The 24,060-nt window shown below is 53.2% G+C and carries 16 protein-coding genes; 7 read left to right on the forward strand and 9 right to left on the reverse strand.

Annotation, left to right across the window (positions count from 1 at the left end; genetic code table 11):
- Positions 1-168 precede the first annotated feature (168 nt).
- Positions 169-3,201: a GAF domain-containing sensor histidine kinase gene (locus JJD41_RS22375; protein WP_200669718.1), complete on the forward strand. Its 3,033-nt coding sequence runs from the start codon at positions 169-171 to the stop codon at positions 3,199-3,201.
- On the opposite strand, the gene JJD41_RS22380 is transcribed toward JJD41_RS22375, so the two are convergent.
- Positions 3,178-3,636, reverse strand: coding sequence for a response regulator (locus JJD41_RS22380; RefSeq protein WP_200669724.1), 459 nt, complete (start codon positions 3,634-3,636; stop codon positions 3,178-3,180). The two genes, JJD41_RS22375 and JJD41_RS22380, sit on opposite strands and share 24 nt — an antisense overlap.
- A gap of 36 nt (positions 3,637-3,672) precedes the next feature.
- The gene (locus JJD41_RS22385; protein ID WP_200669726.1) at positions 3,673-8,346 is read right to left on the reverse strand and encodes a response regulator; all 4,674 of its coding nucleotides are present in this window, start codon (positions 8,344-8,346) and stop codon (positions 3,673-3,675) included.
- Positions 8,347-8,569: 223 nt separating this feature from the next.
- Between JJD41_RS22385 and JJD41_RS22390 the strand changes: the two genes are divergently transcribed.
- Complete coding sequence (locus JJD41_RS22390) at positions 8,570-9,124, forward strand: NUDIX hydrolase (RefSeq protein ID WP_200669728.1); 555 nt, start codon at positions 8,570-8,572, stop codon at positions 9,122-9,124.
- A 579-nt stretch (positions 9,125-9,703) separates the two neighbouring features.
- Here JJD41_RS22390 and JJD41_RS22395 read toward each other — a convergent pair.
- The 4 genes from JJD41_RS22395 to JJD41_RS22410 all read right to left on the reverse strand — a co-directional run bounded on the left by JJD41_RS22395 (position 9,704) and on the right by JJD41_RS22410 (position 16,708).
- Entirely contained in the window at positions 9,704-11,575 is a 1,872-nt protein-coding gene (locus tag JJD41_RS22395; RefSeq protein ID WP_200669730.1) for a two-component system response regulator, read from the reverse strand.
- A gap of 148 nt (positions 11,576-11,723) precedes the next feature.
- Positions 11,724-15,740, reverse strand: a complete 4,017-nt coding sequence (locus JJD41_RS22400; protein WP_200669732.1) for a PAS domain S-box protein — start codon at positions 15,738-15,740, stop codon at positions 11,724-11,726.
- Positions 15,741-16,002: 262 nt separating this feature from the next.
- Complete coding sequence (locus tag JJD41_RS22405) at positions 16,003-16,158, reverse strand: hypothetical protein (RefSeq protein WP_200669734.1); 156 nt, start codon at positions 16,156-16,158, stop codon at positions 16,003-16,005.
- A gap of 412 nt (positions 16,159-16,570) precedes the next feature.
- Positions 16,571-16,708, reverse strand: coding sequence for a hypothetical protein (locus JJD41_RS22410; protein WP_200669736.1), 138 nt, complete (start codon positions 16,706-16,708; stop codon positions 16,571-16,573).
- Between the two features lie 53 nt (positions 16,709-16,761).
- Between JJD41_RS22410 and JJD41_RS25500 the strand changes: the two genes are divergently transcribed.
- From JJD41_RS25500 to JJD41_RS22425, 3 genes are read left to right on the forward strand one after another with little or no spacing between them, the layout of a single operon-like run.
- Positions 16,762-17,700, forward strand: coding sequence for an ABC transporter ATP-binding protein (locus tag JJD41_RS25500; protein ID WP_200669738.1), 939 nt, complete (start codon positions 16,762-16,764; stop codon positions 17,698-17,700).
- Positions 17,697-18,401, forward strand: a complete 705-nt coding sequence (locus JJD41_RS22420) for a fluoroquinolone export ABC transporter permease subunit (protein ID WP_200670264.1) — start codon at positions 17,697-17,699, stop codon at positions 18,399-18,401. Before JJD41_RS25500 ends, JJD41_RS22420 begins: the two co-directional genes overlap by 4 nt.
- A 13-nt stretch (positions 18,402-18,414) precedes the next feature.
- On the forward strand, positions 18,415-19,152 hold the full coding sequence (locus JJD41_RS22425) for a hypothetical protein (protein ID WP_200669740.1): 738 nt from the start codon (positions 18,415-18,417) through the stop codon (positions 19,150-19,152).
- A gap of 60 nt (positions 19,153-19,212) precedes the next feature.
- Here JJD41_RS22425 and JJD41_RS22430 read toward each other — a convergent pair whose 3' ends face one another.
- The gene (locus tag JJD41_RS22430) at positions 19,213-19,842 is read right to left on the reverse strand and encodes a MarC family protein (protein WP_200669742.1); all 630 of its coding nucleotides are present in this window, start codon (positions 19,840-19,842) and stop codon (positions 19,213-19,215) included.
- Between the two features lie 176 nt (positions 19,843-20,018).
- A complete protein-coding gene (locus JJD41_RS22435) occupies positions 20,019-21,872 on the reverse strand; it encodes an ABC transporter ATP-binding protein (protein WP_200669744.1) in 1,854 nt (617 codons plus the stop codon).
- A gap of 146 nt (positions 21,873-22,018) precedes the next feature.
- Between JJD41_RS22435 and JJD41_RS22440 the strand changes: the two genes are divergently transcribed.
- Complete coding sequence (locus tag JJD41_RS22440; RefSeq protein ID WP_200669745.1) at positions 22,019-22,591, forward strand: GNAT family N-acetyltransferase; 573 nt, start codon at positions 22,019-22,021, stop codon at positions 22,589-22,591.
- Here the strand turns inward: JJD41_RS22440 and hisG are convergent.
- A complete protein-coding gene (gene hisG / locus JJD41_RS22445) occupies positions 22,571-23,221 on the reverse strand; it encodes an ATP phosphoribosyltransferase (RefSeq protein WP_200669747.1) in 651 nt (216 codons plus the stop codon). The genes JJD41_RS22440 and hisG overlap by 21 nt on opposite strands.
- A gap of 92 nt (positions 23,222-23,313) precedes the next feature.
- Here hisG and rppA point away from each other — a divergent pair, with 92 nt between their 5' ends.
- Positions 23,314-24,003: a two-component system response regulator RppA gene (gene rppA, locus JJD41_RS22450; protein WP_200669748.1), complete on the forward strand. Its 690-nt coding sequence runs from the start codon at positions 23,314-23,316 to the stop codon at positions 24,001-24,003.
- Positions 24,004-24,060: the final 57 nt, after the last annotated feature.

A 24,060-nucleotide genomic window follows, 5' to 3' on the forward strand; every position in this document is an offset into this window, starting at 1 on the left:
TTAACGTCTTTCTAAACGATCTACCTCAAACATACTTCAGAACGCGGCGATCGCGGTCGAGCCAGCTCGAACCATGGCGGATAGTCTTATTTGTCCGCTAAAATCTCTGCGGCAAATTAGCGCATCAGGGCAACCCATTTATTTTAGTGAATCGTACCCTTAAAACTCATGTTGTTTGAACTGCTCAAAAAAATCATTTCTCCAGATATTTATATGCCCCACGGCCACTGTTATTTGTGGCAAACCCCTTTAGTCGGCCTGCACGTGGTCAGCGACACGGCGATCGCGATCGCCTATTTCTCGATTCCGTCGATGCTAATTTATTTTATCTACAAACGTCGAGATGTTCCTTTTTTAGGCATTTTTAAATTATTCGGCGCCTTTATTATCCTGTGTGGATTAGGGCATTTATTAGATGTTTGGACGTTGTGGTATCCGGCGTACTGGCTCTCGGGAGTGGAACAGGGCATCACCGCCCTAATTTCCTGTTACACCGCCGGGACGATGGTCACCTTAATCCCGCAATTTTTATCTTTAAAAACCCCCCAAGAATTAGAATTCATCAACCAAAAACTGCAAGCAGAAATTCGAGAACGGCAACAAGCGGAAGCGGCCTTAAATCGGATTGTGGCGGGAACGGCATCGGTGACGGGAGAGGCATTTTTTCCGGTGTTCGTCGAAAATCTCGCTAAAGTTCTGAATGTGAGTGAAGTGTTCGTCGCCCGCCTGAGTAGCAGCGAACCGATCGTGCCGATTCCGATCGCGGTGTGGCCCCGGGAAGCGCGAAATCGCGTCGCCGAGAACTATTGCCTCAATCCAGTTAACTTAGAAACTGCCGATCGCGCCGATGGTTTTTTCTCCCTACCGTTTGAACGACCCGATCGGGAGAATTCCTACTGTGTAAGTATTCCCTTACTCGACAACGATCGAGAGGCGATCGGGATTTTGGGCTTGTGTTCCGATCGCCCGTGGCAAAATGACGGGGACAGCGAAAATATCGTGCGGGTGTTCGCCTTTCGGGCGGCGGCAGAACTGCAACGTCAGGAGTCAGAATACTTGCTGCGCCGAGCTTACGACGAAATGGAAGAGCGCGTCCGCCATCGGACTTCGGAACTCGAACAGCTCAATCTCACCCTGCAAAAAAACGAGGCTCAAGTGCGGGCCCAACAAAAGGGGTTGGTGGATTTGGCGAAATTACCGAGTATTTACCGAGGCGATCGCGATCGGGCTTTTCAAGACATCCTCAAGTTGGCGACGCGGACCTTAGAACTGGAACGGGGCAGTATTTGGCTTTACGACGAAGAGCGATCGCAGATCGAATGCATCCACCTCTACGAACGGGAACGCGATCGCTTTAGCCGGGGTCTCAAACTAGCCGTCGCCGATTATCCGGCATATTTCGAGGCGATCGCCTCCGGGGAAGCGGTGCCAGTCGATGACGCCCTCAACGACCCGCGCACCCGCGATTTTGCCGAATCTTATTTAATTCCCCTCTGCATTGGTTCGATGCTCGACGTGGCGATTTATCATAATGGGGCGATCGTCGGCGTCATCTGCTTGGAAACCGTCGGCAATCAGCGCCACTGGACGATCGAAGAACAGAATTTTGTCAGTTATTTGGCCTACATGAGCGCCCTGACCTTAGAATCGCGCGATCGCATTGCGGCGCAACTCGCCCTACAGCAACGCTTACAGCGAGAACGAACGATCTCGTGCATCCTCGATCTCATTCGATCGTCCCTGTCGGTCGATCGCGTCTTGGAAACCGTCGTCGAGAAAGTCCGGCAGTATTTAAACGTCGATCGCGTGGTGGTCTACCGCTTCAAACCCGATTGGGACGGCTTTATCAGCACCGAAGCCCTCACCTCGGACTGTCCTTCCTTGTTGGGACGCGCGATCGCCGATCCGTGCTTTCAAGGCACTTACGTAGACCTCTATCGCGAGGGCCGCATTCGGGCGATCGCCGATATCGACGAAAGCGATTTAACCCCCTGTCACGTCGAACTGCTGGCCCGTTTGGAGGTTCGGGCGAATTTAGTCGTTCCGATCGTCGAACAGCGCAGTTTTAAGCCAGACGAGGACGCCGATCCCTACTTGTGGGGCTTGTTAATCGCCCACCAGCGCCAACCGCGCCATTGGGAAAGCTTCGAGATCGACTGTTTGCGTCAGTTGAGCGTTCACCTGGCGATCGCCCTCAAACAATGTTCTCTGTTCGAGCAGATGCAAACCGAAATCGCCGAACGCCAACGCGCCGAACAGGCTTTGCGCGACTCCGAAAGCCGCGAACGGGAGAAAGCGGAACAACTCGAAGCCCTGGTCAGCCAACTGCAAAGCACCCAAGCGCAAATCATCCACAGCGAAAAAATGGCCTCGTTGGGTAAAATGGTCGGCGGCGTCGCCCACGAAATTAACAATCCGGTGACCTTTATCGCCTCCAACGTTTCCCCGGCGCTCAATTATCTCGATGGTTTATTCGAGCTGATCGACTGCTATCGACAACACTATCCCGATCCGCCCTCAGACGTCATCGAAACCATCGAAGCGATCGAGTTAGAGTTTATTCGGGAAGACTTTGAAAGCTTGCTCGGTTCGATTAGAAATGGCGCCGATCGCATTCAAACGATCGTTTCCGCCTTGCGCCATTTCTCGCATTTAGATGAAGCCCAGGTTAAAAGTGTGGATCTCAACCGCGAATTAGACCATACCCTCAAACTGATCGAACATCGCCTGCAACTCAACGACGGACGACGGGAGATCGCCATCGCTACGGTTTACGGGGACTTACCCAAATTTGAATGCTATCCCAGCGAACTCAATCAGGTGTTTATCGGGTTGCTGGACAATGCGATCGATACCTTGACCGAAAAAGCGAAAACCGACGCCAATTTTACCCCCAAAATTACTGTCGAAACCGGAACCACCGGAGCCAGCGAGGGCGATGCGGGGATTTATATCAAGATCGGCGACAACGGTTTGGGAATTGCCGAAGCGTTCCAATCGCGGATTTTCGACCCGTTTTATACCAGCAAACCCGTCGGGTCGGGAACGGGGTTGGGCCTGTCGATTGCCCATCAAATTATTAAAAAACACGGCGGTCAGTTATCCTGTACCTCCACACTCGACCGAGGGACGACCCTGACGATCGCCTTACCGCGTCGGTCGGAGATCGCCCCCGCTTCAGGTGGCAAAAGCATTAAATAAATTGAGAGTTCTCAAGCGCTGGGTGGCGGCGAGGGCGTCGTATTGCAGCTTGATGCGTAACATCGATCGCACCCGGGCGCGCAATTCCAAACTGTTGACGGGTTTGGCTAAAAAGTCGTCGGCCCCGGCTTCCAAACAGCGCGCTAAATCTTCTTTAGAACTCAAAGCGGTGACCATGATAATCGGAATGTGACACCAGCGTTGATTGGCTTTAATCTGCTGGCAGGTTTCGATCCCGTCCATTTCCGGCATCATCAAATCGAGCAGGATCACGTCCGGTTCGATCTCGTCGATGCGATCTAAGGCTTCGCGACCGCTCGACAGGTAACTTAATTGGTAACCTTCTCGATACAATAAGCCTTCGATGACTTCAAAGATACTGGCTTCGTCGTCAACGAGTAAAATCGAGTGTTGTTTGGCGTCTGTGTCTGTCATAGTAGGTAAGAGGGAGAATCGCTCGGGCCGAAAGGGTCAGGTGCGCTCGATCGCCAGATGTTCTTCGATCGCGGCGACGAGCTTTTTCAAACTAACAGGTTTGGCGAGATAGCGATCGACGCCTGCAGCGAGGCATTTTTCCCGATCGCCGGGCATCGCCAGAGAGGTGAGAGCGACGATCGGCACCCGGGCAAAACGGGGGCGCGATCGCAATTCTCGGGTCGCTTCGAGACCGTCCATTTCCGGCATCTGAATATCCATGATAATCAAGTCCGGGCCGAGTTCCTCACTCAGGTCGATCGCCTCGCGTCCGTTGAGGGCGATCGCCACCCGATAGCCCTTGATTTCCAAATATTCGACAATGGTAGAGAGATTAGCTTCATTATCTTCCGCCAACAACAGTAACGGCGAGTCCTCTTCCCCGGGGGCGATCGACTCGTGGCGCTGCTGCATGAAGCTGAACTTGCGCCACGCCAGTTGAAACTGCTGGCGGGAGAACGGTTTGACTAAATACGCACTCACCCCCAGTTCGTCGAGTCCTACAGGTTCGTCTACCACGGAAATAATAAACACCGGAATCTGGCAGGTTTCGGGATGGGCCTTGAGTTGGCTCAATACGTCCCAACCGGAGCGATCGGGTAATTGCAAGTCTAAAATAATCGCCTCGGGCTTAAATTCGAGGGCTTTTTCCACCGTTCCCGTTCCCAGGGCGTGAATTTCGCATTCGCCGACCCCCAATTCCGACAAGTAGCGGGCGACTTGTTCCGCCACCGGGGAGGAATCTTCGACAATCGACACCCGCGACCACTGGGCCGAGGGATTGCGCGCCGATCGCCTGTTTTCCCCAGTCAGAGCTGCCGACAGGGCCGTTTCGGCCCCCTCCTCGGACGTCGCCGACGACCAGGGAACCGACACGGTAAACCGACTGCCTTCGCCGACGGTACTGGCGAGGGAGACGCTGCCCCCGTGGAGTTCGACCACCTGGCGCACCAGGGCCAACCCCAGACCCGTTCCCGCATAGCGGCGCGCCAGGGAGCTTTCTAACTGTACGAAAGGCTCGAACAGTTTGTCGATATTTTCCGGGGCGATGCCGATTCCCGTATCCACGACGCTCAGATGCAGCACTTCCGCCTCGCGATCGCCGCGCACTTCGATCCAGACCTGTCCCTCTTCCGGGGTGAATTTGACCGCGTTACTGAGCAAATTAATCAGCACTTGGCGCATTCGCCGTTCGTCTACGGTCACTTTCCCCAAGCGCGGGGGAATGTCGCACGAGAGTTTCACTTGTTTCTGGTGGGCCTGCTGGCGGATAAAGGCGAGACTGCTATCGCACAGCCCTTGGATGTCCGTAGGCGCAAATAGCAGCTCCATTTTGCCCGATTCGATTTTGGCCAAGTCGAGCACGTCGTTGATCAGTTCGAGCAGATGTTCGCCACTTTGTTCGATGGTGGCGAGTTTCTGGTGTTGTTTGGCGGTGAGCGGTCCGAAGACTTCGTCGCGCAGCACTTCCGAGAGTCCGAGAATCGCGGTCAGGGGGGTTCGCAACTCGTGGCTCATGTTGGCGAGAAATTCGCTCTTGGCGCGGTTGGCGGCTTGGGCGGCTTGGGCGGCTTGCTGTTGGGCGAGTTCGGCTTCGTGTCGGGCCCGACCGATCGCCACGATCTCGCTGACGAGTTTGAGCACCGAGAGCTGTTCGGGGGTCCATTCTTTGGCCGTATCGACCGCGTCGAGGGCGAGACAGCCCCAGGTTTCTCCGGCGTGAATCGTGGGAATTCGCAGGGTCGAGACGATCGCCGCCCGCTCGAATTCGGCCCGTTCGCGGTCGGCTTCCGGGGGTAAGCGGTCGCGATCGCTCTGGTGGACGATCTCGCCGCGCAGCAGTCGTTCGTGCAACCAGGGAAGCTCGCCGACCGATCGCTGTTGCCAGTCGGCGGCGGTCGGCGCGACCCCCGGACGACACCATTCGTGGGTGACGCTCAGCCGTTGGCGATCGCTGCTGTAGCGCATGAGGGCGCAGCGATCGCTTTCGCTGAATTCGCCGAGGACTTGCAAGGTCAGGGCGATCGCGCTGTCGGCGTCGCGGTCGAGAAAGGCACATGAAATGCTACTGAGTAAGCTGTCGGTCATCGCCCGTCGTTGGAGGGCTTGTTCGGCTTGCTGCCGTTCCAATTCGGCTCCGGCGCGGGCGGCGAAGATCCGCAAAATGAGTTCTTGTTGGGGCGATCGCTCCATCGGTTGCACGTCGAGGACGGCTAAATGGCCGAGAATATTGCCCCGCAGATCGACTAAGGGAATGCCTAAGTAGCTGACGACGCCGAGATCGATGAGGTCGCGATCGCCCGGGAAGCAGTCGCGCACGTTGCGCGATTCGTAATAAATCGTGCCTTGGCGGATGACTTGCTCGCAGGGGGTCCCTTTGAGGGAATATTCGAGATCGTCGCTCCAATCGTCCCCGAGCCAAAAGGCTAAGGTGCGAACTTTTGTGCGTCGTTCGTCTACGACTTCGGTAACGACGGCGTAGCGGACGCGCAGCACTTCGGCGAGGTAGCGGGTACACGAGCGGAAAAATTCCCGTCCGGTGGTGGCGGCGGTCCCTTCGACGATCGCCCGCAGGGATTGTTCTTGTTGTTTTTGCTCGGTAATGTCGAAAATGGCGCCGTCGAGATAGGTGGGGGTAGCGTCGCGATCGCTTCGGGGGCGACCGCGATCGTAACACCAGCGCCACTCGCCGAGGGCGTGGCGGATCCGATATTCGACGAGATACGGTTCTTGCTTGGAGATCGCCTCGGCGACCCGTTCCACGACTCCGGGCCGATCTTGGGGGTGAATCAGATCGAGCCAGCGACGGGGGCGATCGCCTCGAAACTCCGCCGCCGGGTATCCGGTCAGTTTTTCGACCGCATCGCTGATAAATTCCACCGATCCGGACTCGCCGACCCCCCGGCGGTACACGACCCCGGGAATGTTGGCGACTAGGGTGCGAAAGCGCTCCTCGCTCTCGCGCAAGGCGGCTTCGGCTTGTTTGAGGGCGCTTAAGTCGCGGGCGACCCAAGCGACGGTGTTTTCTCCGGTCGGGGACAGACTGGCGGAAAACCACACCGGGCGATCGCCGACGGGGAGTTGATACTCGAAGTTAACGATTTGTCCGGTGTCGAGGGCTTCGCGGACGCGATCGTAAACGATCTCGCCGCGATCGCCGAAAAATAGTTGCACGGTTTCGGAGAGAATGTCGGTTCCCGGCGGGTAGAGGCGATCGGGATGGGTCGGCGCGACTTTGATATCGGTTCCGTCGGCGTCTACTAGCAAGACGATTTCGGTCATCGCCTCGAAAAATTCGCGAATCTCGGTTTCCGACGATCGCAGCTTGTCTTCGAGTAATTGGCGTTCGTTGATTTCCCGTTCTAAGGCTTCCGTGCGCTGTTGTACCCTGGCTTCGAGCGATCGCGCGTGACTTTGCAGTTGGTCTTTCATGGCGTTGAAGGCGATCGCCAGGTCTTGCACTTCGGCAATGCGCGACCCGCGCACCCGTTCGGGGAACTCTCCCCGGGCCATGCGACGGCTGGCCGCACTCAGACGGCGCATCGGCGCCCCAATCCAACGGGCCGTGACGATGCCGACCCCACTGGCGACGACGAGGGCCCCCAGGCACAATCCCACGGTGGTGCGCCAATTTTGAGCGATCTGGCTCGTAAATTCGGCCCGGGGTACGACGATCGCGATCTGCCAGTCCAATCCCCAGCGATCTCGGTAGGGAAAGGTGCGCAGGAAGTAGCGATCGCCGTCGAGCTGAAAGTGCCACGGGCGGTCTGCGACCCCTCGGGTGCTATTTTGTGCCAGGTGGCGGGCGATTTCGCGGGTGAGGCGATCGCGGCTCTCCCGGGCGTGGACTCGTCGCACCCGTCCGTCCGCGAGTTGGGCCAGGGGTTCTCCGGTGGAGGTGGCGACCAGTCGGCCCTGACGATCGAGGATCGCTCCTTGTCCGTTTTCGCCGATATCGAGTTGGGCGAGGAATTCCCCGATCCGCGCCAAGTGCAAGCTACTATTGACGACGCCGATCGCTTGGCGATCGCGATCGTAGACCGGGCGCACCGCCGCTAAAGTGAGATCTTTGGTGTCCAGTTGGGTGAAAATTTCGCTCCACGTGCTCTCCCCGGCGGCGATCGCCGCCTCGTACCAAGGCCGTTCTTGCGGGTTGTAGTTCGGCGTGGCGGAAATTAGTTCGCCGCGATCGTTCCGATCGCTTAAGGTGTATGTATTTAACGTATAATTCGTAGACCCATCGGACAGCATCAAAACCCGTTCCGGTTGCGATCGCCGTTCGATCCCCACGAACGCCCCCCGGGCATTCCCGAACACGATACTGTGGACTTGGGTAAAAATATCGAGCTGTTCGCTTAAATGCGGCACCCACGCACTCACGTCTTCCGCACTTAACTGTCCCAAGCGCAAGGCTGCCGCATTGGTGGCGTTAATGCGATGGGGAATGGCAAGATAGGTTTCGAGATCGTGTTCGATGCGATCGCCCACTTCTCGCATCAGTCGTTGGGCCAGTTCGTCTACATTGCCCTCGCCTTGCTTGTAAGAGACGTATCCGACCAAACCGACCACGACGATAATTTCGAGTACGAAGGGGATGACTAAGGTCAGACTGAGCGGAATCGGGTTACGCCCGAGTTGGCGCCAAACTCTCAAGGGGTGCAGAAAAGTCATAGGGATCGAAAATCAGAAATGGGGGGCTGTAGGGCGCTCGCCAACGCCAGCGAGAGCCTCTCCAAAGTGTGCCACGAACCCATCGAAAACCGCCAGCAGCCCGCGATCGATCCGTCGAGCCGATCGAGTAAAGTCAAACTAGAACCCAGCGATCGTCCAGTCCAGTCCCACATCAACAAAACCCTTCGATTTCAACTGAACTCAATTCAACTTTAGAACCCCCATGAAATTTAACAATCGAGTGAACTGGTATATCGAACGCGACGGTAATATTGAATGGATCAGCCGCAGCGTTACCGTTTTAGCAATTTTATTATTTGTTGTAACCGACGAACGGGGCGATCGCTATTTCGTCCCGTTAGGAAAACGCGGTGACGGTCTCCCCGACGAACGGGGGAAATGGGCGCTCCCCGGCGGCTATCTCGATTGGGATGAAACCGTCGGCGAAGCCCTTTTACGAGAAGTTTATGAAGAATTGGGCTTAAATTTATTAGACCTTCAAGCCAACAGCCGACAATTTAAAGGCAATCTCGAACAACCCTATTTCGTCTACAGCGTTCCCCAACGCCTTCAAAATGTAACCTTATGGTTTCCCTTGATGTTTTGGGTCGAACAATTACCGCCACTCGCTCCTCAAGTTCCTCTCGATGAAGTGGCCGAAACACAATGGTTGGAGTTAGCCCCCACTGTAGCTCAAGACCTCGCCTTCGGCCACCAAAATATTATCCGACACTGTCTGCAACACTACTATCAATGGCCTGAAAGTGAAATCCCTTAACCTCAATTTTCGGGGAAATTTCAGCATAAATTGGATGCCAAATCTAGGATCTAAAAAAACCTTCCTGGGGAGTGCGCCAAGCCCAACTCAAAGGCTCTATAGCCATCCTCGATTTTGGTGTAAAATTCATCGGTTCCCGGGATACGGCCATGCCGTGTCCCTACGGGAATTCGGGTAACTTTCCCGGTTTCAATCTGAGATTCAACGGATTGAAGACGGCTATATTCGTGATGAATTTTTCATCCGTTTCCCCACATGATAAATTCTATCAAATCAGATCGAATTAATCGACAATAAAATCAAAAAAATAATCTCTTCCCTGCTTTACTTGAGGAGCAAAGTATTGGATTATAACTCGTCAAGCTTGTTTTAAACTCTTGGCACTGACGCAGTTGATTTAGGGAAGTTTGCTAGACCCGAGACTAGAAAGAAGAGTGAGGAAATTTACTCGAATAACGAGATAGCATGGTCGATCTTTCGGGGCGATCGCCAGTACGAATTGACTCGCGATTTGATTTTAACTTCAGTGCTGTATTTACGAATAGGGTCGAGAAGTTAAGGGCGATCTTTGGAGAAAAACTACCATTGCGGGGCCGTGGTTAAGAGGGCGATCGCCTCTTGGGCTTTCAAGGGTTGGGAGAACAGAAATCCTTGAGAATAATTGCATTTGAGCGCTCGCAATTGGGTCAATTGTTCCACCGTTTCGATCCCTTCGGCAATGACGCTCATTCCCATGGTTTGAGCGATGCTGATAATCGCCGGAATCAGCCCTAAATTATGGGTACTGCCATCGAGACGTTGGACGAAAGATTTATCGACTTTAATCGTATCGACGGGGAAATGATGCAAGTAACTCAACGAGGAATATCCCGTCCCAAAATCGTCGATGCTCAGGTGAATGTGACGATCGCGCAACTGCCGTAAAATCGCGGCTGCCGATTCCGTATTTTCCATAATGGCGCTTTCGGTAATTTCGAGTTTCAAACAGCGCGGGTTGAGCTGAGTTTCCGTTAAAATGCGATCGATATATTCGATTAAATCCGGTTGGGAAAATTGGCGGGCGGAAAAATTGACGCTGACCGCAATTTTCTCGTCGATTAATCCTTCAGTTTGCCATTGAGATAATTGTTGGCAAGCTTCGCGCAAGACCCAACGGTCTAAGGCGACAATCGATCCGGTTTCTTCGGCGATCGGAATAAATTCGACGGGGGACACCAAGCCGCGCGTGGGATGGGGCCAGCGCAAGAGGGCTTCAAAGCCGACGATTTTACCTGTTGTGAGAGAGACGATCGGCTGGTAGTAGAGTTGAAACTCGTTCCGTTCGATCGCGTGTCGCAAGTCGGCTTCGAGTTGGAGGAATTGCAAGGCGCTGGCGTACATCGACGGGTCGAAGAGTTGGTAGCGTCCTTTACCGAGGCTTTTGGCGCGGAACATGGCGGTATCGGCATCTCTGAGCCAATGTTCGGCACGCTGGTAATCGCGATCGCCGATCGCGATCCCGATACTGGTATGGATAAAAATTTCGTAGTCTTGAATCAAAAACGGTTGTGCTAGCACTTCCAAAATGCGATCGGCGATCGCTCTAAACCGATCGCCCTCGTGCAGGTCGTCGAGAAACAGCGCGAACTCGTCCCCTCCCAGACGGGCCATTATGTCATTTTGGGTTAATAAAGGTTGGATGCGACGGGCGATTTCGACGAGTAAGCGATCGCCGACATCGTGACCGAAAGAATTATTGAGGACTTTGAAGCGATCGCACTCCAAAAATAACACCGCCGGAGAATAAGCCGGATCGATTCGTTTGCGCCCCAAAGCGGCTTCGAGATACTCTAAAAACATCAATCGCATCGGCAATTGAGTGAGGGGGTCAAAAATTGAGGGATTCAAACGGCGATCGCGACCCCAAGGTAACCGTTGTGCGCGGCGATCGACTTGTTCGTACAGTCGAATATTGAGTTGCATAATTTCTCGTTTAGCTGCAATTAACTCTAACTGACGATCCACCCGACTCAAGACTTCTCGTTCCTCGAAAGGTTCGAGCAGATAATCGGCAGCGCCGACTTGAAAAATATCGCTTTTGCAAGGAGGTTCCGAACCAGGAATCACAAAGAAAACGGGAATATCTTTAAGGGTGATATCTTCTTTGAACTGACGGCAAATTTCATAACTTTTCGAGTCGGGTAAATCTACGGCGAGTAAAATTAAATCGGGAACCAATTCTTGAGCGAGAGAAACGGCGAGTTCGCCTCCAGTTGTCGCCGTGACGCGATAGCCCCGAGCTTCGAGAATGTGATGGAGCGAGGGCGAGCGATTTTTAGCGGCTTCGACCGATAAAATTTCAATGCGACCGTGAGGGTACCCTTGGCGATCGCGCCGTTGAATTCTAGAGTGAGTTTCTCCCGAATTCATGCGGGGGGAATTGAGTTGAAAAGGAAAATTAGCTTCTTTCATAATTGGGTGGGATAAAATTAATTGTCTTAGCATTTTTATGAGTTCAGATTTACGGAGGTCAGGAATCGATCGCGATCGCCATCCGAAAGATATTGAGTGGGCGATCGCAAATCAAAGGCTTCGAGTCGGAGCATAGCAGCTTTAGAGTTCAAGTCGTTCCTTGAGAGATCGGAATAATCATCACAAACGTCGTCCCTTTTTCAATTTCTGACATAAATTGTAACGTTCCGCCATGTCTTTCTGTCACGATTTGATAACTAATCGACATCCCCAACCCGGTTCCTTTACCGATAGATTTTGTGGTAAAAAAGGGATCGAAAATGCGGGATTGAACCGCTTCGGGAATCCCCGGGCCGTTATCGGCGATCGCGATTTTTACGGATTGCTCCGACGGGAGATATTTCGTAGAAATGGTAATTTGACTGGGATAAGTTTTGAGCTGTTCAGGGTTGCGGTAGCGATCGCGCTCTTCGAGGGCATCGATCGCGTTAGCGATAATATTCATAAACACCTGATTGAGTTGACCCGAATAGCACTCGATCTCGGGAAGATCGCCATAATTTTTAATCACTTCAATTCCCGGACGATCGCCTTTGGGTTTGAGGCGATTGTGCAGGATCGTCAACGTACTTTCCAGCCCGCCGTGAAGGTCTACCCGCTTAACTTCCGCTTCATCCAAGCGAGAAAAGTTGCGTAAAGAGGCGACAATTTCGCGAATGCGCCGGGCGCCGATTTGCATCGAGTCGATCGCCTTGGGTAAATCCTCAATTAAAAACTCCAAATCGACGCGATCGATTAACTCGCAAATTTCCTCGACCGGATCGGGATAACACTGTTGGTAAAGTCCGATCAACTCCAACAAATCTTCGGTATATTCGCGGGTATGCGTTAAATTCCCGTAAATAAAATTCACCGGATTATTAATTTCGTGGGCGACTCCCGCCACCAACTGACCCAAACCGGACATTTTTTCGCTTTGAACTAATTGGCTTTGCGCCCGTCGTAACTGGTCGAGGGTATTTTTTAAATCCTGTGCCTTTTGAGTGAGGGCTAATTCCGCTTGTTTGCGGTCGGTGATGTCGTGAACCGTCCCGTAAAGACGCTCCAAACGACCCTCGCCGTCGCACTCGATCGCCCCTTTCTGATTGATATAACGCAACGATCCATCCGGACGGACGATGCGAAACTCGCGATCGTAGGGTTCCCCATGTTCGAGGGCTTCGAGGATCGTCTGTTGAAACGCGAGGCGATCGTCGCGATCGTACTGCTTGATATGTTGTTCCAAGGTCGGCACAGCCTCGCGGGGGTCGATGCCGAAAATCCGGAAAACTTCCTCCGACCAAAAGATCTCCCCACTTTTGAGATTGAATTCCCAATGACCGATATGGGCCAGACGCTGGGCTTCTTGTAACTTCTGAGTCGTTTGCTTCAGCGCCGTTTCCGCCTGTTTGCGTTCGGTAATATCCGTATGGGTTCCCACCCATTCCCGGATGCTGCCGTCGTGATTGAGGACCGGAACCCCACGCACGCTCATATAACGATATTCGCCGTCGAAACGACGCAAGCGATGTTCGATTTGATACAGTGCTTTTTGACGGATCGCATTCGCCCACTCGCGTTCGGTGAAGGCGCTATCGTCCGGATGCACCGCACTGAGCCACTTCCATTCTTGAATGTCTTCGTAATTCTGCCCGGTGAACGCACACCAACTCGGTTGGGGTTGGTTGACCTTGCCATCGGATCCGGTGGTCCAGATGATTTGTGAGGTCGCTTCGACCAACGCGCGAAACCGTCCTTCACTGTCGCGCAGGGTTTGTTCGGCCCGTTTGAGTTCCGTAATTTCGACGAAGACCGCACAGACGCCACTGGGGCGATTCTCCTGGGGAGACGCTTCGAGATCGCCCTCCCCGGGTAAGGGAAAGAAAGAGATCGTCCAATGGCAAAATTGACGATTGCGATCGCACAGTTCGCCAAAGACTTCGCGATTTAAAATCGGGGTATTGCTGGCGAGGACTTGGCGAAAATCGGGGGCGACCTGGTCCCCCATCCCGGGCCAGATTTCGGCGATCGATTTGCCGAGATGCTCCTGGGGAGGTAAGCCGTGGGCCCGCGCCAGGGCTTCGTTAATTTGAATGCAGCGCAACTCGGGGTCTAAAATAATCAGTCCGACGGGGGCATGGTCGAAAAAGGCATCGAGTCGGGCTTGGCGCAAGGCGAGTTCTTTTTCGAGTTGCTTGCGTTCGGTGACATCGCGGGCGACGGAATAGACCAGACCGTCTTTCGCAAAAGCAACGGCGGTCCACGCCAACCAGCGATAGGAACCGTCCCGACAACGGTAGCGATTTTCAAAACGGCGGCTGACGGTCCCGGTCACGACCCGATCGCGCTCGTCGAGGGTGGCGCGGCGATCGTCGGGATGGACGAAATCGAGCAGGGGCGTGCCTTCGAGTTCCCCTTGGGAATAGCCGAGAACGCGCTCGAAAGCGGGATTCACCCGTTTGAAGGCGCCGTCAAAGCCCCAAATGCAGAGTAAATCGGCGGAGAGGTTGAAGAAGCGATCGCGCTCGGTTTCGGCGCGGTAGCGATCGCTGATATCGCGCAAAACGGCGTGCAAGATCGGACGCCGTCCGAACGGGATCGCGGTCAGCACGACCTCGGCGGGGAAAACTTCGCCGTCGGTACGGCAGTGCAGCCACTCGAAACGGTGGGATCTTTTTTTGAGAGCTTTGGCGATCGCCGATCGCGCTTTATCCCGGGAAGGGGTGCCGTCGCGCTGTTTGGTCGGCGAAATTTCCCAGGGAGGGAGTCCGACAATTTCGGATTTATTCCTAAAACCGAGTAAGTCCAAGGCGGCTTGGTTGCAATCGACGATCGCGGTTTCGTCGAGCAGTAAAATAGCGTCGGCAGATTGCTCGAACAGCAAGCGGAATTTGCGTTCGCTGTCGGCTAATTCGGCGGTGCGCCGTTCGACCCGCGCTTCTAATTCTTCGTTGAGTTGGCGCAAGGCGGTTTCGGCGTGTTTGCGATCGCTGATATCGAGCAAAACGCCGCAGAAGACGATATTTCCCCGTTCGTCTCGGGTGGGGGTGGAATCCCCCTGCCACCACCGGATCTCGCCGTCGGGTCGGATCAAACGTCCTTGGTAATGCCAGGGGGTTTGACGTTCGACGGCTTTGAAGACCGATTGAGTGTAGCTTTCGAGGTCGTCGGGATGGATGAGTTGCACGAAACGGTTGAAGTCGGCGACCATGTCCTCGGGGCTAATTCCGGCGAGGGCTTCGATCCCTTCGCTGATGTATTCGATTTGCCAGATCTCGTCACGACTGGTGAATTGGAAAATGGCACCGGGGAGATGGCGGGCAATTTGGGCGAGGCGAATTTCTTGGAGGTTCAAGGCGCGATCGACCGCTTCCCGTTCCCGGGTTTGGGCTTCTAAAGCTTGGTTGGTCGCCATCAGTTCCGCCGTGCGATCGCGGACGGCGCTTTCCAGTTCGCGGTTGAGTCGTTGCAGTTCTCGGGCTTGTTGTTTGGTGCGCCGCAGCAATTCCGCTTGTTGCAAGGCAACCCCGAGATGGGCGGCGATTTGTTGGATGAAGTCGATTTCTTCACGTTGCCACTGGCGCGGGCGATCGCACTGATGTACGCACAGTAATCCCCACAAGCGTCCCCAATAAGTGAGGGGAACCACGAGGTTCGCGCGCACTTGAAAGCGGCTGAGGATGTCCCGGTGACAGTCACTCATCTCGGCAGTTTCGACATCGGCGATCGCCTGGATTTGACCTCGGGCGTATTCCGTGGCATAGTTTTCGCCGAAACAGCGATCGCGCACTTGGGTCGCTAGGATCGAGGGGTATTTTGAATCGGTATTTTCGGCGATAAATTGTCCTTCGGTAAAGTTGGACGCCGCATCAAAGTGAAACACGCCGACGCGATCGCACTCGAACAGATGGCGGATTTCTCGGGTTGTTTTCTCAAAAATCGTATCTAAGTTCAGGGAAGCGCGAATCGTACCGATCGCGTTAAATAAGGTTCGCTGTCTGGCAGCGTGAAAGGGCATTTTTAATTGAGATTGTTGCAGGCGAACGACTTCTTCACGCAAGGCGGTCAGTTCTTGTTGCATGGATTGATAGGTGTTGGCGTCTAACGGAATAAAGTTGTCACTCATGGCTTCTCGACTCAATCTCGGCAATGGCCCGCGCTTCCTCAAAAACGCCTGTCGGCTCGATCCTAGAGGAATTCACGAATCTGTCTTTCTTCTGTTAGTGTCGCGTAGGGGCGATCGCTTCGGGGAGAAGATAGCGATCTTAAGGAGAAGATAAGTTAACTTCATCACGATCGGCGCCCTTACCCCAGAAGTCGATCGCCCGTTGAGATTGGCGAGAAGTCGATTTGTTGTTTGATTTAGGGGGATACTCGTCTCCTCAATCTTAATCGGGGGCGATCGCAGCGACCTCCGTGGAAACAACACCCACAGCCCGGACTTTTCCAGTCGCACGTTCGCCCCCGATCCGCCAAGGGCGATCGCCCGCCGGACGGACTGCACCCGCGCGCGATCGCCAGTCGCCGAAACTCCCTCGTAGCAAGCAATTTTAGTTTTCAGTCGAGCGGAGATCGGCCCACCTTCCCAAGCGGGGACGGGCGATCGTCAGCCCCTCCCATAACTTTATCAATTATTTAAGTAAGCTTAAGAATTGTGTTCGACATAGGATAAATCCGGCGATCGCCATGAGATAGACTCACTCAAGCGATCCGCTTCGGAGACACTACAAGCGATCGAGATTCTCTTTTTCCCATTTGAGTCAAAAGTGTGATGTTTTCCTAGAAATCACCGACATTTCTGGGTTAGTTCCTGAGTTAGTTTCAGTGATACGAACCCACCCATCGAGACCCCATCCCCTCTCGTTGTTTTTTTCTTATCCATTTTTTATACTTTTTCGCCTTTTCGATCCTTGAATTGGCGATCTCCATACAACTTGACAGGCCCAAAAACACGGGCTAGCTTGGAAAGCGATCGCCCGTCCGACTTCTGTAAGGGTAGGAACGTTTGAAGTCGAGGCGATCGTCGGGTAACCCGAGGGGGAACGAACAATAGGGAGCGATCGCCGTTAACTCACTCGTTAACCCACTCGTCAACCCACTTTTTATTCATTTTTCTTATTCATTTTTCACTCAGGTTTCCATTCATCGTGAATACTAACGTAAAACCCGATCTCGCCGGAGATCTCAACACCGTTGCACCGCAACAATCGACCCCAAACTCGGCGAATTCTTGCATCGAAGTCGAACATCTCACCTTTACCTATCCCCGCAGTTCTCAACCGACCATTAAAGGCTTAAACTTCAGCATTTCCGAAGGAGAAATTTTCGGTTTCCTCGGACCGAGTGGGGCCGGAAAAAGCACCACTCAAAAAATTCTCATCCGCCTTTTAAAGGGATACGGCGGTCGCATTTCCGTCTTTAATCAATCCCTCGACACCTGGAAAAGTGACTATTACGAACGCATCGGCGTCGGATTTGAACTACCCAATCATTACCTAAAATTAACCGCCCTCGAAAACTTAAACTATTTCCGATCGCTTTATCGCGGCGAAACCGAAAATCCGCAACAGTTATTAGAACGAGTCGGACTCGCCAAAGACGCGGACGTCATGGTTTCTCAGTTTTCCAAAGGGATGAAAATGCGCCTCAACTTTATTCGCGCCTTATTAAACCGACCTCGGCTGTTATTTCTCGACGAACCGACCTCCGGTTTAGACCCGGTAAACGCCAAAATCATTCAAGATCTAATTCGCGAACAACAAGCGCAAGGAACCACCGTTTTTCTGACCACTCATAACATGACCGTCGCCGATCGACTCTGCGATCGCGTCGCCTTTATTGTCGATGGAAATATTGAATTGATCGACTCTCCCAAAGCCTTAAAACTACAATATGGCGAACGAAAAGTGCGGGTGGAATATGGAGAAAACAGCCATCTCATCAGTCGAGACTTTCCCTTAGAAGGATTGGGAAATAATTCAGAATTTCTGCAAATTTTGCGCGATCGCGACGTTCAAACCTTGCATACCTTAGAAACAACTCTCGACAATATTTTTATCGAAGTGACGGGAAGAACCTTAGTATGAGTCGCTTAGTTTCTACAATTCTACTCGATTTGAAACTGCAAATTCGCCATAACTTCTACAGCGTCAGTCTGGTGGTGGCGATCGTTTTTATCGTCGCCATGAGACAGTTTTTAACCAAAGAGATTCTCGCGGTCGTCCTTCCCGTCTTATTCTTAGTGGCGATCGCCGGAAGTACCTATCTATTTGCCGGAGGGAGTATTTTATTTGAAAAAGGCGAACGAACCTTAGAGAGTTTAATTTTAACTCCGTTGCGAGTGAACGAATATTTAATCTCGAAAACCTTCACCCTCACCGTTCTCGCCACCGTCGAAAGTTTGGCGATCGTCGTCTTTACCTACGGCTTAGATTTTCAGCCCATTCCTTTACTATTAGGCATTATTAGCATGGGTTTATTTTATAGTCTAATTTGCTTTGTCGTCGTCTTTCGCTATCAGTCGATAACTGACTTTCTCTTACCGTCTTTAGTCTACTTAACTCTGTTGCAAATGCCGTTTTTAGACTATTTCGCGATCGTCAAAAGTCCGCTTTTCTATCTCATCCCCACTCAAGCCCCATTACTGTTAATTAAAGCAGGGTTTCAACACGTTGCAACCTGGCAAATATTCTACAGCATTGGATATTCGCTGGCGGCGATCGCCCTCACCTATGCCTGGGGATATCGCTGTTTTCACTATTTCATCGTCAACGGCGAACGCCGTTAAAGGAGAGCGAAACATGACTGTTTCTAAAGCAATTAAAGGGTTGGGGATGACCGACCTCAAAACCATCCAACGCGATTCCTTTTTAGGCTATCTCATTATTTTACCGATTGTCTATGCATTGTTAATACGTTGGCTGACCCCTCTCGCGGCGGATGCATTTGTTAATTTCTTCGATCTGACCCTTTACTATCCCCTGATTGTCAGTTTTGTAATTGTCGTAATTACGCCGATGTTAATGGGGACGGCGATCGGTTTTTTATTATTAGACGAACGGGACGAACGCACGCTGACGGCGCTTTTAGTGACTCCTTTACCATTAACTGTTTATTTACTTTATCGCATTGCCATTCCCACGATTTTGAGCGTTCTTTTAACCCTCATTAATATTCCGATCGCCGGATTGGTAGACTTTCCCTTCTGGTCGGTCGTTGCGATCGCCCTCGTAGCGGCATTGTCGGCGCCAATTGTGGCGTTATTCTTCTTCTGTTTTGCAGAAAATAAGGTGCAGGGATTTGGCTTATTGAAGGCGATCGGAACCGTCGGTTTTTTAATTCCGATCGCCGCTTATTTCATTCCCGAACCTTGGCAATATGGAATGGGAATTTTCCCGCACTATTGGGTCGCAAAAACGGTGTGGATTCTCGGCGCAGGAGAGGCGGGATTTTGGCTGTATTGGCTGGTGGGTTTGGCGGTCAATCTCGTCACCTTGAAGTTATTCGTCGATCGCTTCGAGCAAATCGCCTATCGGTAAACTCAAATAGGCGGGTATTTTGCCCGCCTGTCGCAATTTTTTACAAGGATTTGAAAAGGATTAAGAAAACGGAACCGGGGCTTTCCCCAACCATAAATCGATGCCTTGCAAAATCATTTCTACCGCAAAGGTTCCGATAATTAAGGCGGTCACTCGCCCGACCACTTCGATATAGCGTTCTACTAATGCTTGATTGCGTTCTTTGACAAAATCGTGAAGACTTTTGAGCAAAGCGACTGAAATCACGGTTAAACTTAAGGCAGTGGCGATCGCAATTGAAGCCCAAATCGGCGTTAATTTAGTCCCGGCTAAAACACTCGCACTGACCGTTCCCGGTCCGATCATAAACGGCATGGCGATCGATCCGGCAATATGTTCCGGATTGCCGCGTAACGATTGTAAGGCTGCGGTTCCGGAGAAAACGAAGCGAATGCCGACAATGCCGAAAATGACGCCGCCAAAGATTAAAAAAGAGGCAAAACGAACGTGTAGCAGGTCGGAGAAAATCGCATCTCCCAACCAAGCGAAGACAATAAAGACACAGGTGCTAATGCTGGCACCCCGCACCAAAACGCGGATAAATTTTTTAAAGTTAAACTGTTCGATTAAGTCGATCGGATAAATGCTCATCAAAAACGGATTGAGCAAAAGCAACAGGAGTTCGATTGAATTGACGAAATTTTCTGGCACGATCGCATTCACTAGGTAGAATCAGTGCCATAGTGTAAAGGAAAACACCGTTAACCCGTGCTTTTTTTTGCTCAATTTTAAGATTGTGTTGCTGCTGGAGATGCGATCGCGCGGCGACGGCCTCCAAATTGAGGGAAAGGGCGGCGAAGATGGCCGCCATCAGACCCGAGAACGAGCTAAGTTCCCAACATTTGCAACTTGTACAAACTGGCATACAGCCCATTTTGGGCGAGTAATTCCTCGTGATTGCCTGCTTCGACCAGTTCGCCGCGTTTGAGAACGAGAATGCGATCGACATTTTTAATCGTCGAGAGGCGGTGGGCGATAATAATGGCGGTGCGGTTTTCCAAGAGGCGATCGAGGGCTTCTTGAATCAGGGCTTCGGTTCCCACGTCCAAGCTGGCGGTAGCTTCGTCGAGGACTAAAATGCGCGGGTCGCGGATGGCAACTCGTGCAAAGGCGAGCAGTTGTTTTTGACCCCCGGACAAATTAGTGCCGCGTTCGCGCAGTTGGGTATCGTAACCGTCGGGAAGGTCTTCGATAAACCCGGCGACGTTGGTTTTTTCCGCCGCCATGCGAATCATCTCGGGGGGATAGGTTTCGCCGAGACTGATGTTACTTTTGACATCTCCGGCGAAGATAAACCCGTCTTGGAGGATGACGCCGACGTGACGGCGTAATTCCGCTTGGCGCAGGTCGCGAATGTCGATTCCATCGACGAGGATGCGACCGTTGCTGATGTCGTAGAGGCGACATAACAGGCGGATAATCGAACTTTTGCCCGCCCCGGTGGGGCCGACGAGGGCGACTTTTTCCCCGGGTTTGATGGTGAAGTTGAGGTCTTTGAGCACGTAATCGTCTTGTTTGTAGGCGAACCAAACATGCTCGAACCGAATTTCGCCTAGATGGGTGTTTTGGCTGGGGTCGGGGGAATGACCGTTCCCGGCGACGCCTTGCAGGGTGAGGATTTTGGATTCGGGGTCGCGAATTTCGATGGGTTCGTTGAGAATGTCGGTAATCCGTTCGATCGCGGTAAACCCGGCTTGAATGGCGGTGAATTTATCGGCGAATTGGCGTAAGGGGTCGAATAGGCGCTGGGAAAAGAGGATAAATTCGGCCAGTTCGCCGACGGTGAGGGTATTTTGGAGGACGAGGCGACCGCCCCACCAGAGGACTCCGGCGACGGCGACGAGGACGATCCATTCGAGGGTGGCGGAGACGGAGGCATCGTAAAAGATGGTGCGATCGACGGCGCGGATGTAGCGGTGGTTATTTTTGCGAAACAGTTGCGCGTTAAACCGTTCTCGCCGAAAGATTTGGACGACGCCGATGCCGCTAATATTTTCTTGCAGCATGGCGTTGAGGGAGGAGAGTTCGTCCCGGGCTCGGTAGTTTTCCGTGCGGTAGCGTTGTTGGAAGTAAACGACTAAGGCGGTGACGGGAACGAGCATCAAGACGAGGAGGGTGGCAAGTTGCCACTGTCGCCAAAACATGAGTACGGCGATCGTGAAGATCGAGAAGAGATCGGTGAGGATCCCGATCGCCCCGGTGGAGAAGACTTCGCCGAGGGCTTCGACGTCGCTGGTCAGGCGGGTGATCAGTTTGCCGACGGGGGTGCGATCGAAGAATCTCACCGCGAGAGAGGTGATGTGAACGAACAGGTCGTTACGAATTTCGGCGGTGGTGCGTTGGCCGACTTCCTGCACTAAGTATCCCTGAATCGCTTGCAGGGCGAAGCGCAAGACGATCGTCAGTAAGAGTAAGCCAGCGAGTAGATTTAAGCCTTGAGACAGGCTCAACTGTTGCAAAAAGCCGAAAACATTCGGTTCGGAACGAATCAGGGAAACGGCTTGACCGATTAAAATGGGTTGGATCGCCCCGGCGAGGGAAAGGGGGACGAGCAAAATCAGGGAAATCAGCAGCAGTTTGCCACTGCGGCGGGCGTAAGGAATCAGTCGCAGGAATAATCGCCAGTCGTTCTCGCGACGGGGCGATCGCTGGGCGGGGTTGGGAGACGCGGGAGAAGGCATGATTTAACGGCGAAATGGAGGATGAGGAGTCGGTTGTCGGAGAGCGACGGCGGGGAACGGGCGATCGCCTATCCTGTAAATCGGCTGTAAAGTAGATCGGCTGTAAAGCTTTTCCACTGTAACGCAGGGGCGGGAGTTGACCGAAAATGCACGAAATTGAAACCGATCGCGTGTTGCTCAGACCGTTTACGCCCGCCGATCTCGACGATCTGCGTGCGATTCGGGCCGACCGAGAGGTGATGTATTACATGCGCGATCGCCAGCCGATGACCCGCGCTCAAACCGAGGAAAATTTAGGTCGGATCCTCGCCCATTACGGGGAACACGATTTCGGCTTTTGGGCGGCAGTCGATCGCCGCGATCGCCAGTTGATGGGATATTGCGGTTTGCAATATTTCCTCGATACTACCGAGGTCGAAATCGGCTACATGCTGGCGAAACCTTACTGGGGGCGCGGTTTGGCGACGGAGATGGGTCGGGCGGCCCTACGCTACGGGTTTGAGCGGCGACAGCTCGATCGCGTCATGGCGATCGCCTATCCGGACAATCTCGGTTCGCGCCGGGTGATGGAAAAATTGGGGATGCGCTACGAGGGCCATTTAAAGTTTTACGACCCGCAACTCGTCTCTCGCGAGATCGAGATCGTCCGCTACGCGATCGCCCGCGATCGGTTCGCGATCGCCGATGCAACTTATATCCTACGATCGAGCGGGGGTTAACACTGCTTCGCGGATTTGGGCGATCGCCCGATCCAAACCGTCGTTGGCGAGGCGGTAACTCAACGGGTGCGCGATCAAGCGCGCCGTACTTTCAAACAGAATCTCGATTTCGATCAAGCCATTTTCTTTCAACGTGCGCCCGGTGGACACCAAATCGACGATCGCCTCGGACATTCCCGTAATCGGGCCGAGTTCCACGGACCCGTAAAGCGGCACGATTTCCACAGGTAAATCTAACTGGCGGAAGTGATCCCGGGCGCAGTGAACGAATTTCGAGGCGACGCGACCGTGGGCCGGGAGATCGAGCGATCGTCGGTACGGACTCGACGCTTTCACCGCCACGGACAAGCGACAGCCCCCAAACCCCAAATCCAATAAATGAGAGACCTGGGGCTGTTTCTCGCGCAAGACGTCGTAACCGACAATTCCCAACTGAGCCTGTCCGTACTGCACGTAAACCGGGACATCTTGGGCCCGAACGAGCAGTGCTTTTGCCGTTCCCGTCGGGTCGAGAATTTGCAATTGCCGATTCGACGAATCGAGAAACGCACTAAAATCGAAGCCGATCGACTTGAGCAATTCGATGCTATCGCGTAACAGAGAACCTTTAGGAAGGGCGACGGTAATCATGAGGGGTAGAAAGTTTGGTCAAAGGCGTGAACGTCCACGAAAATAGTACCTGATAGCCGACCGATTCGACTCTTGCAAGGATAACTGAGATCGTGAACATCCTCTTAGTAGACGATGAAATCGAACTGACCGATCCCCTCTCCCGAGTTCTCGAACGGGAAGGGTATCGCGTCGATGTCGCTTACGACGGGTCGCAAGGGCGCCAGTTAGCCGCTCGGGGGGGCTACGACTTGCTGATTCTCGATTGGATGCTTCCGGAACTGTCCGGGGTAGAAATCTGCCAGGAACTGCGCCGAGAAGGGGATTTGACCCCGGTGCTATTTCTCACGGCGAAAGATACCCTCGACGATCGCGTTTGTGGCTTAGATGCGGGGGCGGACGATTATTTAGTCAAACCCTTTGAACTGCGGGAACTGCTCGCCCGGGTTCGAGCCCAGTTGCGGCGATCGCGCCCCGGGGAACCCCCCCCGGACGATGAGCGAATGCGCTTCGACGACCTCGAACTCGACTGTGACAACCAACTCGCCTATCGCGGCGGACGCAGTATCGAGTTATCGGAAAAAGAAACTCAACTGCTGGCGTATTTCATGCGCTATCCCGGTCAACTCCTATCCCACGAGCAACTTTACCAACATCTGTGGGGGAGCGATCGCCAACCGAGTAGCAACGTCCTCGCCGCTCAAATTCGTCTGTTACGCCGTAAAATCGAAGCATCTGGGGACAAACCCCTAATTCATACGGTTTATGGCAAAGGCTATCGGTTTGGTTCGGGAAACGAGTAGGTTGGGATTTTAGAGTTTAGATTTTAAAGTTTGGAGTTTAGAGTGTGGAGACTGTGG

Source organism: Oxynema mangrovii CENA135 (genome assembly GCF_016632315.1).
Lineage (GTDB): Bacteria > Cyanobacteriota > Cyanobacteriia > Cyanobacteriales > Laspinemataceae > Oxynema > Oxynema aestuarii.

Excerpts from the sequence above, each read along its gene's own strand:
- JJD41_RS22375 (WP_200669718.1), top strand. The coding sequence starts at position 169 with ATGTTGTTTGAACTGCTCAAAAAAATCATTTCTCCAGATATTTATATG.
- JJD41_RS22380 (WP_200669724.1), bottom strand. The coding sequence starts at position 3,636 with ATGACAGACACAGACGCCAAACAACACTCGATTTTACTCGTTGACGAC.
- JJD41_RS22385 (WP_200669726.1), bottom strand. The coding sequence starts at position 8,346 with ATGACTTTTCTGCACCCCTTGAGAGTTTGGCGCCAACTCGGGCGTAAC.
- JJD41_RS22390 (WP_200669728.1), top strand. The coding sequence starts at position 8,570 with ATGAAATTTAACAATCGAGTGAACTGGTATATCGAACGCGACGGTAAT.
- JJD41_RS22395 (WP_200669730.1), bottom strand. The coding sequence starts at position 11,575 with ATGAAAGAAGCTAATTTTCCTTTTCAACTCAATTCCCCCCGCATGAAT.
- JJD41_RS22400 (WP_200669732.1), bottom strand. The coding sequence starts at position 15,740 with ATGAGTGACAACTTTATTCCGTTAGACGCCAACACCTATCAATCCATG.
- JJD41_RS22420 (WP_200670264.1), top strand. The coding sequence starts at position 17,697 with ATGAGTCGCTTAGTTTCTACAATTCTACTCGATTTGAAACTGCAAATT.
- JJD41_RS22425 (WP_200669740.1), top strand. The coding sequence starts at position 18,415 with ATGACTGTTTCTAAAGCAATTAAAGGGTTGGGGATGACCGACCTCAAA.
- JJD41_RS22435 (WP_200669744.1), bottom strand. The coding sequence starts at position 21,872 with ATGCCTTCTCCCGCGTCTCCCAACCCCGCCCAGCGATCGCCCCGTCGC.
- JJD41_RS22440 (WP_200669745.1), top strand. The coding sequence starts at position 22,019 with ATGCACGAAATTGAAACCGATCGCGTGTTGCTCAGACCGTTTACGCCC.
- hisG (WP_200669747.1), bottom strand. The coding sequence starts at position 23,221 with ATGATTACCGTCGCCCTTCCTAAAGGTTCTCTGTTACGCGATAGCATC.